This window comes from Acinetobacter sp. AR_0276 (assembly GCF_003000705.1).
GTDB classification, from domain to species: Bacteria; Pseudomonadota; Gammaproteobacteria; order Pseudomonadales; family Moraxellaceae; genus Acinetobacter; species Acinetobacter nosocomialis.
Map to the genome: position 1 here is coordinate 2,304,213 of NZ_PSQO01000004.1, position 15,371 is coordinate 2,319,583.

The following is a 15,371-nucleotide window of genomic DNA, read 5'->3' on the forward strand; positions in this document are numbered from 1 at the left end:
GGCATAAAAAAGCAGTCATCTCTGACTGCTTATGGTAAATCGAACAGTTCTAAGAAGCTATGCGATTAAGTAGGTTTTTCGCATGTTGTTGTTGTTCTGTGTTGAATTTTTGCTCATTAGCCTGTAGTAAATTGCGCGCTGCTTGGTTCTCACCAAACTTGATATATTGCTCAGCCAGTTTTAAGTCGAGCTCACTTTCATTTACTTGTTTTAATTCTGGAAATGCGTCTAGTAGTGGATCCTCTATTTGAGTTTGAGTAGCCTCTTTAGTTACTACATCTAGATGGTTTTGAGTTTCAATTTCTGGTGCTGTAACTAGTGCAGGTTCATCTAGCGAAAACTCAAGAGGTGCGATAGAAGTCGCTTCTAATGGTGCTTGTTCTACGAGTGTAAGTTCATCTAATGATGAAACTTGTTCATCAGATTTCTTTTCTGAAATTGAAGGATTTAAGTCAAGGTTAAAATCTAATGCATTGACGCTATTTTCTTGATTTGCTTTTACTTCTACTGCTTGAGTTTTTTCTTCATTTTCATGCAGAGGTGCCAAGTCAAAAGAAAACTCTAAATCAGCTAGTTCATTTGTTTCTTGAGATGACGAAACTTCTGGTATTTGCTGAGATGTTGATTGTTCTGGTTCCTGTATGGGTTGACTGATATTTTCGGTAGCTGCAGTTTTTTCAAATGAAAAGTTAAATTCTAACGGTTCAACTTCAACTGCTGGTTCTTGTTTTACAGGTGTATAGTCTTTCTGCAAGTCATCAAAAGAAGTTTCAGAAGAACTTGTTGTTAACTGGTCAAACTGAGCAGTTGTGTCAGGTGTGTTTTTCGGTTCTTCATACGATTGAGATTGAGGAAAATCAATAGCATCGGGTTGTCTTGCAGACTCATATTCTTTTTGTCTTGCTTCTGCTTTAATCGCGATTTCATTTAATGCCAAACTGCGAATGTGGCTAATTAATTGTTGAATCGCGAATTCATCTTTTTGAGCAATATGAACTTCAAGAAGTAATAAATACAATTCGTGCTGGGTATTGTCTTTTTTTAGTGCCTGATTGACTTGAGCTTCAGCCGCTGAAAACTGTTTTTCTTGAATGAGCTGTTGAATATTTTGACGAACAGCCTCAGGAACAGGACTACTTTGTGGAAGAGCAGGAGCGACTTCTTCAACTACACTGGCTTTACTTTTTTCACGCGAGCTTTTACTCGATTTGGCACCTGCTTTTTTGCCCGATTTTTTACTTATACTCTTTGGGGAGGTGGTCTCTTGTTTTTGGCCATTCTCGCGCTTTTTTAAAACAACGGCGACCACGAGTAATATGATAAACGGAATCACATATAACATTACTTTCCCCTTAAAAAATAAAATTTTGCAATATAAAGCGAGCTAACTCTGGTTTTAACTTAGTGTTTTTGCTTGTGAGTTTGTTGCTGTGCTTTTAATTGCTGCTGTAACTCTGCCAAACGCGCATTCAGAAGTTGAATACGTTGGTCTTTTAAACTTAAAGTTTGATTTAGTTTGGTTACATTCCTTTGTAATGTAACGGTTTTTTCTCGAGTTGTCATAACTTTTACTGCTAACTCAGTATTGTTTTGACCTTGTTGTGTGCTCTTTTTTGCACTTCCATGATTAGAATTTGGGCTGTTCTCTGCCACAATGCTCATTTCAGCTTGTTGCAAACGATATTTAGCTCGGCCAGAAGTAGGTTTTGCTAAGTTAGCTTCGGTTGATTTAGGTTTTGTATGAGGCGCTTTGGCTGTATTTGCTGCTGTTAAATTTAGTGAAATTCCCTGACGTAAACGGTTTACATCGCCTTGGATAAAAGCATGTCGATTTTGAGCTTGGATATCTCGCATGACTTTAGCTACAGGTTGTTTAGTTTGTGCTGCGATACGATTAGCAATAGACCATAAAGACTCATTACGTTGAACGACATACTTACCTGTAGGTGCTGGACCTTTATAGGTGCTTATTTTTTGTTTTTTTTGAGTGTTTTTACTTAATAGATTTTTTTGTTGAGCAGGTTTAGATTGAGCTACTTTTTTGACTGTAGTGGCTTGATTGTCACTGCTCGTTTTGAGAGGAGCAACTGGTTGCTTGTCTACAGCAGATGGTTCTGTACTCATTGTTGCTATTGTTTGCTGTGGTGCTTGAGCTGAAGATTGGTCTGTAACAGAAGCCATAGGAGCAGAGCTATTTAAAGTTGGAGCAGTTCCAGTGCTAATGTTTAGATTGCGCTCATTAGCTGTAGTTTCGGCTACAGGTGTTGCTGTCTCAGCAGGTGTATACCGAGTACTTTCAGGTAGGTTTAACGCAATGTCTTTTTCATTTACGATAAATTGTGGTGAAAGTGGAGTTTCATTCGCAGCAACCTTTTTAATAGGCGATGGCTTTAAAACAGTTTTAATATGTTGAAGGCGAGTTGCATTACCCTCACTGACTTTTACGACAATATTCAGTTCAGGATCAATAATAGGACGAGATGAGGTAATCACAATAACGCCAGTACCTTGGCCATTTTGTCGTGTATAAAAATTTAGATTACCAGGAGGTTGGTGAGTGACTCCCAAACTATTAAGATCTTCTTGAGTGGCTAAACTGACTTGTAATGGGGTATTTGGATCTGCTTGCTGAAAATTCATTTCTGCATAAAGTAATTCCCCAGGTGCAGATTGAATTTGAATAGGATCTAATGTAATCGCATAAACACAAGGCGAAGACATAATGGTGAAAATGGCAATTTTTAATTTGTTATATGCAGTCATCTCAATCCATGACCTGATCAGTCGTAAAGTCGTTCAAAATTATACAATAATGAAATGTAAATAAATTGTTAATTTTTCACAAACCAGTTACGAAAAAGCCGATCAAATGTGATCGGCTTTTTATTTTGACTGAATAATTCAGGTCAAATTATGAGCTTTTGTATTCTACTAAAATACGTAACATACGACGTAAAGGTTCAGCAGCACCCCAAAGTAGCTGATCGCCTACTGTGAATGCACCGAGATACTCTTTACCCATATTGAGTTTGCGTAAACGGCCTACAGGTACAGTTAAGGTACCAGTCACAGCTACAGGTGTAAGATCAGTCATCGATGCTTCACGTGTATTTGGTACAACTTTAGCCCACTGGTTTGAGTTACGAATCATATCTTCGATCTCATCAAGCGGAACATCTTTTTTCAGTTTGATGGTTAATGCTTGAGAGTGGCAACGCATTGCACCGATACGCACACAGTGACCATCAATAGGAACAATTTGAGAGTTACCTAAAATCTTGTTGGTTTCAACTTGACCTTTCCACTCTTCTTTAGATTGACCGCTTTCAAGCTGTTTATCAATGTAAGGAATCAATGAACCAGCAAGTGGCACACCAAAGTTCGCAGAAGGGAAGCCTTCACCACGTTGTAACTCAGCAACTTGACGGTCAATATCAAGAATTGCAGATTTAGGATCATCTAACAAAGTCTTGGTATTGTTGTACAAATAACCCATACCTGTTAACAACTCACGCATGTTTTGTGCGCCAGCACCTGATGCTGCTTGATAAGTCATAGCAGTCATCCACTCAACCAAATTATTTTGGAAAAGTGCGCCTACGCCCATCAACATAAGTGATACGGTACAGTTACCACCAACGAAAGTTTTAGTACCTTTCGCTAAACCGTCTTTAATTACGTTAAGGTTAACTGGATCAAGAACGATGATTGCATCATCAGACATACGTAAAGTAGATGCAGCATCAATCCAGTAGCCATCCCAACCAGTTGCTTTTAACTGTGGGAAAACTTCAGACGTGTAGTCACCACCTTGGCAGGTAATAATGACATCCATTTGCTTCAGACTGGTAATGTCTGTAGCTTCCATAAGTGCTGGGGCAGTCTTACCACCAAATGAAGGAGCTTCACCACCTGCATTACTGGTAGAGAAGTAGAATGGCTCAATATGAGCAAAATCATTCTCTTCAACCATACGTTGCATAAGGACGGAACCGACCATCCCGCGCCAACCGACCAGACCTACTTTCATGTCATTTTGCCTCGGTGCGTTAAAATTGTTAGGGGGAGTTGAGTGTATCAAAAGTGCTCACAACTGCAAGCGTTACAGAATCAAAACAGCAATTTTATTGAGTAGAATATCTTGTTTATGTTACATACAAAATTGATAAAGATGACAAAAACATTAAAAAACAAATCATCTTAAAAGAGTAATTTCAATGATTTATATCGAAGTTGTGTCTGTGGTGGTGATTTGGTTGACTTTCTGGTCACTTATCCCTCGTGATAAGTGGTGGTTTAGAGGGGCTGATTTTCCACGTTTACAAATTCTGTTTGTGGGCTTTATTGCTTTAATTGGCATGTTGTTTTGGCCGTCTGAATGGAACATATGGCGTGAGCTTTTACTTGCAGTACTCATTGCAGCAATTGCTTATCAACTTAAAATGGTTTTGCCTTATACCTTGTTTTAGAAAAAACAGGTTAAAAAGGTAAAGCAACATCAAGTAGATCCTAAAAAACAGATTTCACTAATTGTTTCTAATGTGCTTACACCCAATGATAAATATCATTTATTACTTGAGCATGTACGGACATTAAAACCTGATTTATTGTTGACGTTAGAAAGTGACAAGACATGGGAAAATGCTCTAAAAGAAATTGAAGAGGAGTACCCTTACCGTGTGCCTGTACCATTAGATAATTTATATGGCATGCATTTATATAGTCGATTACCGCTTAGAAATACTGAGGTCAAGTTCATTTTAAGTAATGAAATTCCTTCTATTCATACCACTGTAATCTTACGTTCTGGGATGCCTGTTCAGCTCTACTGTTTACATCCTAAGCCGCCTAGTCCAACTGAAGCAAAAGATTCAACACTACGAGATGCAGAGCTTTTAATTGTTGGAGATCAAATTAAAGATCTGGATGAGAGTTGTATCGTGATGGGAGATCTAAATGATGTCGCATGGTCACGCACAACACGTTTATTTCAGCGTATTAGTGGATTACTCGACCCGCGAGTTGGCCGACACTTTATTAATACTTTTCACGCAGATTACTCTTTATTGCGTTGGTCACTTGATCATATCTTTCATAGTACAGATTTTGGTTTAGTAAAAATGCAGCGTTTATCTCATATTGGATCAGATCATTTTCCTGTCTATGTGGTTTTACAAACAGGTCGAATATTTGAAGAGATTCAAGAAGAAGTTGAAGAAACTCAAGATGATGAAGAAGAAGCTCAAGCTGCCATACAAGAAGGTATTGCTAAAGCTGAAAAAGAAGAAAAAATAGTGACTGATGAAATTGCAGAGCCTTATAAAGAGAAAAGTATATAAAACCAGGTTGTAAGCAATATCGTACAAAGATTTGAGTCTAGGTCCAATAGGCAGGGTGAGCTAAAACCCGTATTCTACATTCATCGGCACACGGAAGCGGGAATGGATAATCCCAAGTAAGGATGCACTAAGCTGATATGGAACGACATCACGGATAAGATGTTAGAACGGAAGCAATAAAAAGAATTATATACCCTGAAAGCACAACCTCATTTACCCGAGTTTTGCAGGACGCAGAACTCGGGTTGATATTTTATATAAATACCATTTAATTATTTGTAAATTAAAGAAATATTTTTAAGATTATCTTAATTTTAAAATCTATTTAATTATAGGTAGTTGTCCATAAGTTTTTTATATATCCGAGCCTTTTTCGATGAAAATAGATACAAAAATTTTTTTTGATAAGTTTTTGTTTTTATAGATTATTGAAGAATAAATATAGGCTTTGGTCTATTTAGACATAAATTGGACTTGTTTAATTGGCAAATCTCAATAGAATGTGCCGATCGTTGACATGTTGGATCGTCAACAGGCATTGTTGTTTACTTCGCCGGATCGGCGGGTTGTGATTTGCTTGTGCATTTAAATTTCTGTTTGGAAATTAGTGTACATATTGAGGTTTCACTCTAAGATAGTGGTCTTCTCCCTCTCATATTTGATACTTTGCGGTGCATAAGGATTGTCTTATGAAGAATTTTAAATTTAGCCTTGCGTGGCAAATTTTAATTGCTTTAATCCTAGGGATAGTTGTCGGGGCTGTTTTACATAATCAGCCTGAAATCAAAGATAGTATTGTAAATAACGTTCTTACGCCGTTAGGTAAGATCTTTATTAGCCTGATTAAAATGATTGTTATTCCAATCGTTTTTTCTACATTGATTTTAGGTATTGCGGGTGTTGGCAGTACAAAAAGTCTTGGGCGTCTTGGTTTTAAAACCATTCTCTATTTCGAAATTATTACTACTATTGCTATTTTGGTCGGCTTGGTTGCAGCAAATATCTTCCATCCAGGTTCAGGCATTGATATGTCTCAACTGGTTCAAACTGATATTTCTCAATATAAGCATACAACTGAAGAAGTACAGTCACAGTCTCATGGTATTATCCAGACGATATTATCGCTTATCCCAACGAACATTATTAGTTCAATGGCACATGGCGAAATGTTACCAGTGATTTTCTTTGCTGTGCTTTTTGGTATTGGCTTATCTTCATTGCCAGCTACAACAAAAGACCCATTATTAAATGTATTTCATGCTGTATCGGAAACAATGTTCCGTGTGACACACATCATCATGAAATATGCGCCAGTGGGTGTATTTGGTTTAATCGCTGTTACTGTTGCAAACTTTGGTTTTGCTTCACTTATTCCATTAGGTAAATTGGTTGTATTGGTTTACGGTGCAATCTTGTTCTTTGCTTTAGTGGTACTTGGTTTAACTGCAAAAATGTTCAGCATCAATATCTTTACTTTGTTTAAGATTTTGAAAGATGAATTAATCTTGGCATATTCAACTGCTAGTTCTGAAACAGTTTTACCGCGTATTATGCAAAAAATGGAAGCTTATGGTGCGCCAAAAGCGATTTCTAGTTTTGTAATCCCAACTGGTTATTCATTTAACCTTGACGGTTCTACGCTTTATCAAAGTATCGCAGCAATCTTTATTGCACAGCTTTACGGTATTGAAATGTCGATCAGCCAACAAGTTATTTTGGTTGTAACATTAATGATTACTTCGAAAGGTATTGCAGGTGTTCCTGGCGTATCGTTTGTTGTGTTATTAGCGACATTAGGTAGTGTTGGTATTCCTGTGGAAGGCTTAGCGTTTATTGCTGGTGTTGACCGTATCATGGATATGGCACGTACTGCGTTGAACGTTGTTGGTAACGCACTTGCTGTACTTGTTATCAGTAAGTGGGAAAAACAATATGACTATGAAAAAGCTGCTGCTTATGAAGCAACATTTAAATAAGACTGCTTTCTTTTAGTTAATAAAAAACCCGCGATGATCGCGGGTTTTTTATTACGTTATTTCAATACACTTTGATATAGCTCAAGCGTCTGGTCGCACATATCTTTTAAACTGAACATTGTCACAGGTGCGACTGTTTGCGGTTGTTCAATATGATGCTTTACTGTTTCTACTAAAGCTTTTTCATTTTCTGCTTCAACAAGACCTTGTGGATATACATGAGATAAAATCTCTGCAACACCTCCACGGTTCCAGCCAATAACTGGCGTACCTACCGAAAGGGCTTCTAATGCTGTTCTACCGAATGTTTCTGCTTGATTAGATAGAGAGAGTACTATATCGCTAAAAGCGAGCCATTCGCGTATATCTGAGCGATGTCCTACAAAGGTAATTTTATCTGCAAGCCCTTTGCTTTGAATGGTGTTTTGCAACTCACTTAAATAGGCTTGTTTTTTTACATCAGCGCCACCCACAACAACAGCATGCAGTTGAGGATATTGCAAATGAAGTTGCTGCATCAGTTCAATTAAACTTTCATGTCCTTTTAAACGAGTAATACGGCCAGGTAGGCAAAGTAAAAATTTATTTTCGAGTTCGGGAAAGTCATTAAAAACTTGGTTAAACCACTGTGCTGAAGGTTGATAATTATGCGGAAAAGCGGCAGGGTCAATGCCTCGATAAATCCGGACAATATCTTGTGGTGGGCAGTTTTTATAATGGTCTGTGATGTATTTAACTACACTGTCAGAAACAGCAATCACTTTTTCTGCCTGAGTCATGATCGCACTATAGCGGTTGACTGAGTAGAAACCATGTACTGTACTGATGAGGTGAGGGCGCTGATGGGCTGGTATTCCTTTTAAAGCAAAATGAGTAAGCCATGCAGGAACACGTGAGCGTACATGAACAATATCGGGCTGATGCTCTTCAATAAGTCGACGTAAAGGGCGGATTTGCCATAAGCTCGATAAAGATTTTTTATGAATCGGTAGTGTTAAGTGTTTAGAGCCCTCGGCTTCAAGTTGAGACACTAATCGTCCGCCATTTGATACAACCAAAGATTTGTGGCCTTGTGCAACCAGTGCACGTGCAATTTCCAGTGTGCCGCGTTCTACGCCACCGCTATTGAGTTCTGGGAGAAGTTGCATCACTTTCATTGTTTATTGCCTTTAGGTTGTAGCAAAGCGGTGTTTTACCGTTTATTCATTTAATAGGTGGAGTTTACTCCTTACTTTTGTTTTGGCAAAAGTAACAAAACCATTTGTTGGACTAACGACACATCCTGAGCGATTCCCAAAGCACTGCTTTAGGAATCAGCGCAAGGTAGTCCAACGGGCGACATCCTTGTCGCCTTCGCACGATAGTACATGCTGGTGTTTATTTAGATGTTTATTACTACGGTGCGGCCGTTACTGAAGATTATTTAATAGATCTCTTCATATCCCTTAGGACGTGTCTTAAATCGACGATGAAACCACATATATTGAGTTGGTGCGATGCGAAGCTGATTCTCAATAATCTTATTCACGCGGGTTGCATCATCGACTTCATCTTCGCTTGGCATATTGTCGACTGCAGGTTCAATCAAGATATGATATTTAGGGTCATGTACATCGCCATGACGATAAAAATATAAAGGAACAGCAACCGCTTTGGAAATTTTTAATAAACGACGGTGAGCCGTTACTGTCGCAGCTGGCACTCCAAAAAATGGTGCCATAACGCCTTGTTTAAGCCCGAAGTCTTGATCGGGACTATACCAAATGGCATCACCATCTTTAAGGTGACGAATTAAGCCGCGCATATCATCATGATCAATTTGTGCTTTGTAGATTGTGCCGCGGCAGCGATAAATCAGCATATCGAGTAGTGGATTATTTTGAGGACGATAAACAACATCAGGTTCAAAATATTGAGCGCATACATAACCACCGGCATCAAGCAAAGTACTATGAGTTCCCAGTAATAAAACACCTTTGCCCTGAGCTTGAGCATCAGTAATGTGTTCTAAACCTTCAATTGTGACGCGGTTTTTAAACCAGTAAGGCTTATACCATGCGTTTAAGGTTTCAAAAATACCAAGCATCATATCTACAAAAACTTGTTTTGCTTGTTGCTCTACTTTTTCAGGTGACCATTCAGGGAAGCAAACTTCTAAATTACGAATAGTAGTTTTGCGACGAGATTTTAAATATTTCCAAGCAAGATTTGCTAACCCGTGAGCTAAACGCCATTGGATCGCCCATGGTAAAATAGCCAAAAGCATGAGGAAAGTAATCGCAATCCATACACCCCAATATTTAGGTAATAAAAAGGACCATTGAAACTCACCGGGCGTATAAGGCTGCTTTTGGCTCATAACGATATAAAGGATTTAAAAAGTTAAAACTGGCAAAAGTGTATCACGAACTGAATTTATCGTCGTAATACACAGGAGTAAATTGAAGTTTTAAAGCAGGAGGAAGAAAACAAAGTGGGTTATCGGCGGTGTTCTAAAAGAATACGAACAGCGAGTCCGGCTAATACGGTCCCCATAATCCAGCGTTGAATGCTTGCCCAAAGCGGTTTTTGCTGTAGAAAGAGCGCAATACTACCTGCAGAAAATACAATCAGTGCATTGACTGAAACACTTACAAAAATTTGTATGGTTCCGAGTTGAATGGACTGCGCTAAAATACTGCCTTGTTGTGGATGTATAAACTGTGGCAATAAAGACAAATACATAATTGCAATTTTGGGATTAAGTAAATTTGTCAAAAAGCCCATTAAAAATAATTTTAATGGTGAGTCGATAGATAAGTCTTTTACACTGAAAATAGGCGCTGCATTTGGACGTAATGCTTTCCACGCAAGCCAGAGTAAATATATGGCACCGACAATACGAATCGTGTCATAAGCATATGGAACTGCCACAACAAGCGCTGTGATCCCGAAAGAAGCGCAGAGCATATAAAATACAAAACCAACAGCAACCCCACCGAGGGAAATAAAACCTGCTATTTTGCCTTGACTAATGGAGCGAGAGATAAGATAAATCATGTTCGGACCCGGGGTGAGTACCATCGCCAAGCAAATGAGTCCGAATGCCAAAATTTGAGAGAGATCTAGCACGGAATTATCCTTAAATATTATTATACTGATAGGTATATCATAATTATTTTATATACAGCGAAACATTATTCATTGTCTTTTTAAATTAAAAAATAAGAATAATTCAGTATGATATGAATATCCTGATTTCATAGAAATTTATGAGAAATCTCCATATCGATGCCACAAAAGGCATCTTAATTTTTCTGGTTGTATTAGGTCATTACCTTGAAAGGTTAATTGGCTGGAACGAGCCTCTAAATCAAGTGATTTTAGGGAGTATTTACTTTGTTCATATGCCAGCTTTTATTTTTATATCAGGCATGTTTTTTAAAGAAGAGAAAATACTAGAAAAATTAATTTACTTTTTATCTTTATATTTACCATTTCAGTTTTTATTTCAATTGCTTGATGCCTTTTATAGCGGAAGTTTATGGAATTGGTCGTTTCATTTGGTATGGTTTGCTAAGCCTTATTGGGTGCTATGGTATTTATTTAGCATGGTGGCTTGGACGGTTCTCGCTTTTTTCCTAAAAAAGACGGCTTATCCAGTTTTATTTTCAATAGTTTTAGCTTTACTGGTTGGATGCTCACCTATTAATAATTACAGCTATTCGATGGGTCGAATTTTCGTATTTCTACCTTTTTTTATAGCTGGGTCGATTTATGGTAAAACCATTTTTCAGTATATATTGCAGTTGCCTTATGCAAAGTTATTTGCTGTTATCACATTACTAATCATTACTGCTGTAGCGGCTATAAGTCATTATAGTTATTACTGGTTATTTGGTAGTTTGTCATATTTTCAACTACATGTAGATCTATGGCAGGGAATGCTGATTCGCAGTGTAATTATGTTGCTATCGACTATGGGTGTTTTGAGTTTATTTGTACTCACTCAAAATTTTAAACGACCTTGGATCGGTTTAGGCCAAAAAACGCTGCCAGTTTATATATTGCATGGTTTTATAATTATTGTTTTGACTCATCAGTTAAGTTTTAAATACTCGGTCGAGATCAATATTTTCATTAGTCTTGTTTTGGCTATCGTGACTTGTATGGTTTTGCAGTTACAGCTATTTGAACGTTTAATTGGTTTAATTTCCTTCTTTATTTACAGACCTTTTATAAAACTATTAGAACTTTTAAAACCAAAAAAGGGCTTTAATTAAAGCCCTTTTTTATTGATTAACTGCCTTTACTCATTTGCTCAAGTTCATCCCAACGCTCTAATTTTTCAAGCAATAATTCTTCAATTTCTGCTAGGCGTTGACTTGCTTGAGTCGCAGCATCTGCATCAGACACAAACCATGAACCATCTGCAAGTTTGTCAGAAAGCTCGGCTTGTTCAACTTCCAGCTTTTCAATTTCAGCAGGAAGTTGCTCAAGTTCACGTTGGTCTTTATAGCTCAATTTCACCTTTTTTACGGTACTTTGAGCAGCAGCTTTTTCAGCTTCAGCTTTTGCCTGAGCTTTCTTAACGTCAGACTTCTGGTCTACCACTTTTTCATCTGGGCGTTGTAGTAAGTAGTCTTGGTAACCACCTATGTACTCTGCAATACCACCTTTACCATCAAAGACCCAAGTAGAAGTGACAACGTTGTCCATAAATGCACGGTCATGCGAAATAAGTAATAGCGTGCCTTTATATTCGGAGAGCATCTCTTCAAGTAGTTCAAGAGTTACCATATCCAAGTCATTGGTTGGTTCGTCCATCACAATCAGGTTCGATGGTTTAAGCAATAATTTAGCAAGCAAAATACGGTTACGCTCACCACCAGAAAGAGCTTTTACTGGTGTGCGTGCACGTTCAGGTGAGAACAAGAAATCTTGTAAATAACTGTAGATATGACGACGGTTGCCATTTACATCCACAAAGTCAGAGCCTTCTGAAACGTTTGCCATGACTGTTTTTTCAAGATCTAAGGCATTACGTAATTGATCAAAATAAGCAATCTCTAATTGAGTACCTGTTTTAACAGAACCACCGTGTTCGATTTCACCTAAAATAGCTTTAATTAAAGTCGTTTTACCGACACCGTTATCACCGACTAAGCCAATACGATCACCACGCATGACAAGCGTCGAGAAGTCTTTGATGAGTGGTTTGCCATCATAAGATACGCTCAAGTGCTCAATATCAAATACTAATTTACCAGAGCGATTTGCTTCTTGAGTCGCCATGCTCACTTTGCCTTGTTGTGAACGGCGTGCTTTCGATTCTTCGCGTAAAGCTTTTAATGCACGAACACGGCCTTCGTTACGTGTACGACGTGCTTTAATGCCTTGACGAATCCAAGCCTCTTCTTCAGCTAATTTTTTATCAAATAAAGCATTTTGTTTCTCTTCGGCTTCCATTTGCTGAGCTTTAAGCTCCAAATAGCGTGAATAGTTACCTTCGTAGCCACGTAAGATGCCGCGGTCAAGTTCAACAATTCGAGTCGCAATGCTATCTACAAAAGAGCGGTCATGCGAAATAAATAGAAGTGTTAAATTATTTTGATCGAGTAGGAATTTTTCTAGCCACTCAATACTTTCAACATCTAAATGGTTGGTTGGTTCGTCTAGAAGCAATACGTCTGGCTGCGTTAAAAGAGCACGAGCGAGTAAAACACGACGTTTACGTCCACCAGATAAGTCTGCCAAATCTGCATTTGGATCGAGACCCATTTTACTTAATAGAGCATTAACCTTGTTTTCAAGTGCCCAACCGTCTAGTTGGTCTAGCTTGTGCTGAAGGTTACCCATACGGTCGCAAGCTTCCATATCGCCAAGCATACAAGCATCGGTTGCTTGATGATACGCTTTAAGTACTTCAGCCGCTTCTCCTGCGCCGTCTGCTACAATGTCAGCAACCTTACCTGAATCCATTGGAACGTCTTGGGCTAACATGGAAACTGTTAAACCATTTTGGATAGAAACTTCACCAGAATCCGGTAATAAGCTTCCCTCGATGAGTTTAAGTAAAGTAGACTTACCTTCACCATTACGCCCAATTAAACAGACTCGTTCGCCACGTTCTAGATTAAAGTTCGCGCCATCGAGCAGGGCAGGTCCGCCAAAAGCAAGTTGGACATCCCTTAGGGTAATATAGGCCATAATGTTTTCCAGAATCTCAAATGAGGATTTAAATGACTAAACCACCATATCATGATGATCAAGCGTCATTTTCCGCACCCATTGAAGATTTGCAAGTGCGAATTACATTTTTGGATGATTTAGTTGAACAATTAAATCAACAACTCGCTATTCAAACTCAGGAAATAGCTGATTTGAAAAAACAAATGCAATTACTTTATCAACGTGTGGAATCTTCGGATTTATCAGAAGGCATTGCACCTTTTGACCCTTTAACGAATAAACCCCCGCACTATTAATAAAAAGGCAAGTTCAATACTTGCCTTTTTATTGGGGGAATATTTTTAATTTTATTTAAAAACCTTGTAAAACAATCTTCCCTTTTGTTGTTCCACTTTCAATTTGCTGATGAACCCGTTTTAAGTTTTCAGCATTAATTGGACTTAAAACTTCAGTCACAGTTGTTTTAATTTTCCCTTCATCAACCAGCTTGCTGACTTCATTTAATAGGTCACTTTGTTTTTGCATATCTTCAGTCTGAAACATTGAACGTGTAAACATAAACTCCCAATGTACGGATACAGACTTCGATTTAAACGGTTTAATATCTAACTGTTCAGGGTCATCAATTAAGCCAAAATGCCCTTGTGGTGCAATCAACTCTACAATATCTGATAAATGCTGATCCGTTTGAGTGGTCGAGAACACATATGAAGGTGCATTTAAGCCTAATTGCTTGATTTGTGGGGCTAAAGGCTCGCGATGATCTAATACATAGTCGGCACCTAGTTGTTCTACCCATTCTTTTGTTTCAGGGCGTGAAGCTGTAGCAATAATCGTGAGGTTAGTTAATTGCTTAAGAAGCTGAATGGTAATTGAACCTACACCGCCAGCTCCACCAATCACTAAAATAGTTGTATTAGCAGGTGCAGTCTTTGGAACTTGCAGACGATCAAATAGCATTTCCCAAGCTGTGATTGCAGTTAAAGGGAGAGCTGCTGCCTCTGTTGCTTCTAAAATTTTTGGTTTATGACCAACAATACGTTCATCAACCAATTGCAATTCACTATTACTGCCTTGGCGATTTAAAGCACCTGCATACCAAACAACATCGCCTACTTTGAATTGAGTGACTTTATCTCCAGTCGCTTCAACCACGCCTACAGCATCCCAGCCAAGCACTTTCCAGCCGGATTCGGCACTTATATTTTTACGTATTTTGGTATCGACTGGATTTACTGAAATAGCTTGCACGCGAACTAGTAAATCGTGTCCCTTCGCAGCAGGTGTATCGAGTTCAATATCAACGAGTGATTCTGGCGATGTAATGGGACCTGCTTTTTGATATGCGACAGCTTTCATAATTATGATTCCTCTTGTTGAGAGTTTGATCATAACGTAAGCTTAAAAATAGTGACTACAGACAAATAACGCTCATAGTGTCAAAAAGGATACTGTAAAATGGCAAAAGCTCGACATTCAAGTTTTGACTGCTCACCGGGTTGTTCAGTTGAAGCCGCGATCAGTTTGATTGATGGCAAATGGAAATGCGTCATTCTTTGGCATTTATTAAATGAAGGAACTTTACGATTTAATGAAATCCGTAAACGAGTTCCAAGCATTACGCAAAGAATGCTCACCAATCAGCTTCGTGAGTTAGAACAAGATGGCATTATTCATCGGGAGGTTTATCCTCAAGTTCCTCCTAAAGTGGAATATAGCCTGACTGATTTGGGGCTCGGGCTTGAGCAGATACTTCTTGCTCTAAAAACGTGGGGAGATGCACATCTGGATCAGTTTGGTAAGTTAGCTACTCTTGAAACTGAAAAGAGCGCCTAAATATTGTGCCTAGATTGCTAAGAATATCTATGAGGAAATGTTGTAGTTT

General features: G+C 38.4%; 12 protein-coding genes and 1 pseudogene. 5 read left to right on the top strand and 8 right to left on the bottom strand.

Annotated elements, in window-relative coordinates; genetic code table 11:
• Positions 1–49 precede the first annotated feature (49 nt).
• The 3 genes from CSB87_RS11850 to asd form a co-directional block, all read right to left on the bottom strand.
• Complete coding sequence (locus CSB87_RS11850) at positions 50–1,342, bottom strand: hypothetical protein (protein ID WP_004710703.1); 1,293 nt, start codon at positions 1,340–1,342, stop codon at positions 50–52.
• 59 nt (positions 1,343–1,401) lie between these two features.
• Positions 1,402–2,763, bottom strand: coding sequence for a FimV family protein (locus CSB87_RS11855; RefSeq protein WP_006582232.1), 1,362 nt, complete (start codon positions 2,761–2,763; stop codon positions 1,402–1,404).
• Between the two features lie 148 nt (positions 2,764–2,911).
• Entirely contained in the window at positions 2,912–4,030 is a 1,119-nt protein-coding gene (gene asd / locus CSB87_RS11860; RefSeq protein ID WP_002053322.1) for an aspartate-semialdehyde dehydrogenase, read from the bottom strand.
• A 187-nt stretch (positions 4,031–4,217) separates the two neighbouring features.
• Between asd and CSB87_RS11865 the strand changes: the two are divergent.
• Both CSB87_RS11865 and gltP read left to right on the top strand, forming a co-directional pair.
• A pseudogene (locus tag CSB87_RS11865) lies at positions 4,218–5,339 on the top strand (endonuclease/exonuclease/phosphatase family protein).
• Positions 5,340–6,028: 689 nt separating this feature from the next.
• The gene (gene gltP, locus CSB87_RS11870) at positions 6,029–7,315 is read left to right on the top strand and encodes a glutamate/aspartate:proton symporter GltP (protein WP_002053256.1); all 1,287 of its coding nucleotides are present in this window, start codon (positions 6,029–6,031) and stop codon (positions 7,313–7,315) included.
• A 56-nt stretch (positions 7,316–7,371) separates the two neighbouring features.
• Here the strand turns inward: gltP and CSB87_RS11875 are convergent, their stop codons facing one another.
• The 3 genes from CSB87_RS11875 to CSB87_RS11885 form a co-directional block, all read right to left on the bottom strand.
• Complete coding sequence (locus CSB87_RS11875) at positions 7,372–8,472, bottom strand: glycosyltransferase family 4 protein (RefSeq protein WP_006582230.1); 1,101 nt, start codon at positions 8,470–8,472, stop codon at positions 7,372–7,374.
• Positions 8,473–8,738: 266 nt separating this feature from the next.
• Complete coding sequence (gene lpxL / locus CSB87_RS11880; protein ID WP_006582229.1) at positions 8,739–9,674, bottom strand: LpxL/LpxP family Kdo(2)-lipid IV(A) lauroyl/palmitoleoyl acyltransferase; 936 nt, start codon at positions 9,672–9,674, stop codon at positions 8,739–8,741.
• A 119-nt stretch (positions 9,675–9,793) separates the two neighbouring features.
• Positions 9,794–10,426 (bottom strand): LysE family translocator, encoded by a 633-nt coding sequence (locus CSB87_RS11885; RefSeq protein ID WP_004883388.1) that lies wholly within the window; start codon positions 10,424–10,426, stop codon positions 9,794–9,796.
• A gap of 140 nt (positions 10,427–10,566) precedes the next feature.
• Here CSB87_RS11885 and CSB87_RS11890 point away from each other — a divergent pair, with 140 nt between their 5' ends.
• Positions 10,567–11,577 carry an acyltransferase family protein gene (locus CSB87_RS11890; protein WP_006582227.1) on the top strand — a complete coding sequence of 337 codons (1,011 nt, stop codon included), beginning with the start codon at positions 10,567–10,569 and terminating at the stop codon, positions 11,575–11,577.
• A gap of 16 nt (positions 11,578–11,593) precedes the next feature.
• Here CSB87_RS11890 and CSB87_RS11895 read toward each other — a convergent pair whose 3' ends face one another.
• Entirely contained in the window at positions 11,594–13,504 is a 1,911-nt protein-coding gene (locus CSB87_RS11895) for an ATP-binding cassette domain-containing protein (RefSeq protein WP_004710693.1), read from the bottom strand.
• Between the two features lie 32 nt (positions 13,505–13,536).
• Here CSB87_RS11895 and CSB87_RS11900 point away from each other — a divergent pair, with 32 nt between their 5' ends.
• On the top strand, positions 13,537–13,782 hold the full coding sequence (locus CSB87_RS11900) for a SlyX family protein (RefSeq protein ID WP_002053395.1): 246 nt from the start codon (positions 13,537–13,539) through the stop codon (positions 13,780–13,782).
• A 55-nt stretch (positions 13,783–13,837) separates the two neighbouring features.
• On the opposite strand, the gene CSB87_RS11905 is transcribed toward CSB87_RS11900, so the two are convergent.
• Positions 13,838–14,845 (bottom strand): zinc-binding alcohol dehydrogenase family protein, encoded by a 1,008-nt coding sequence (locus CSB87_RS11905; RefSeq protein ID WP_006582226.1) that lies wholly within the window; start codon positions 14,843–14,845, stop codon positions 13,838–13,840.
• A gap of 99 nt (positions 14,846–14,944) precedes the next feature.
• Between CSB87_RS11905 and CSB87_RS11910 the strand changes: the two genes are divergently transcribed.
• On the top strand, positions 14,945–15,322 hold the full coding sequence (locus tag CSB87_RS11910; RefSeq protein WP_006582225.1) for a winged helix-turn-helix transcriptional regulator: 378 nt from the start codon (positions 14,945–14,947) through the stop codon (positions 15,320–15,322).
• Positions 15,323–15,371 lie beyond the last annotated feature (49 nt).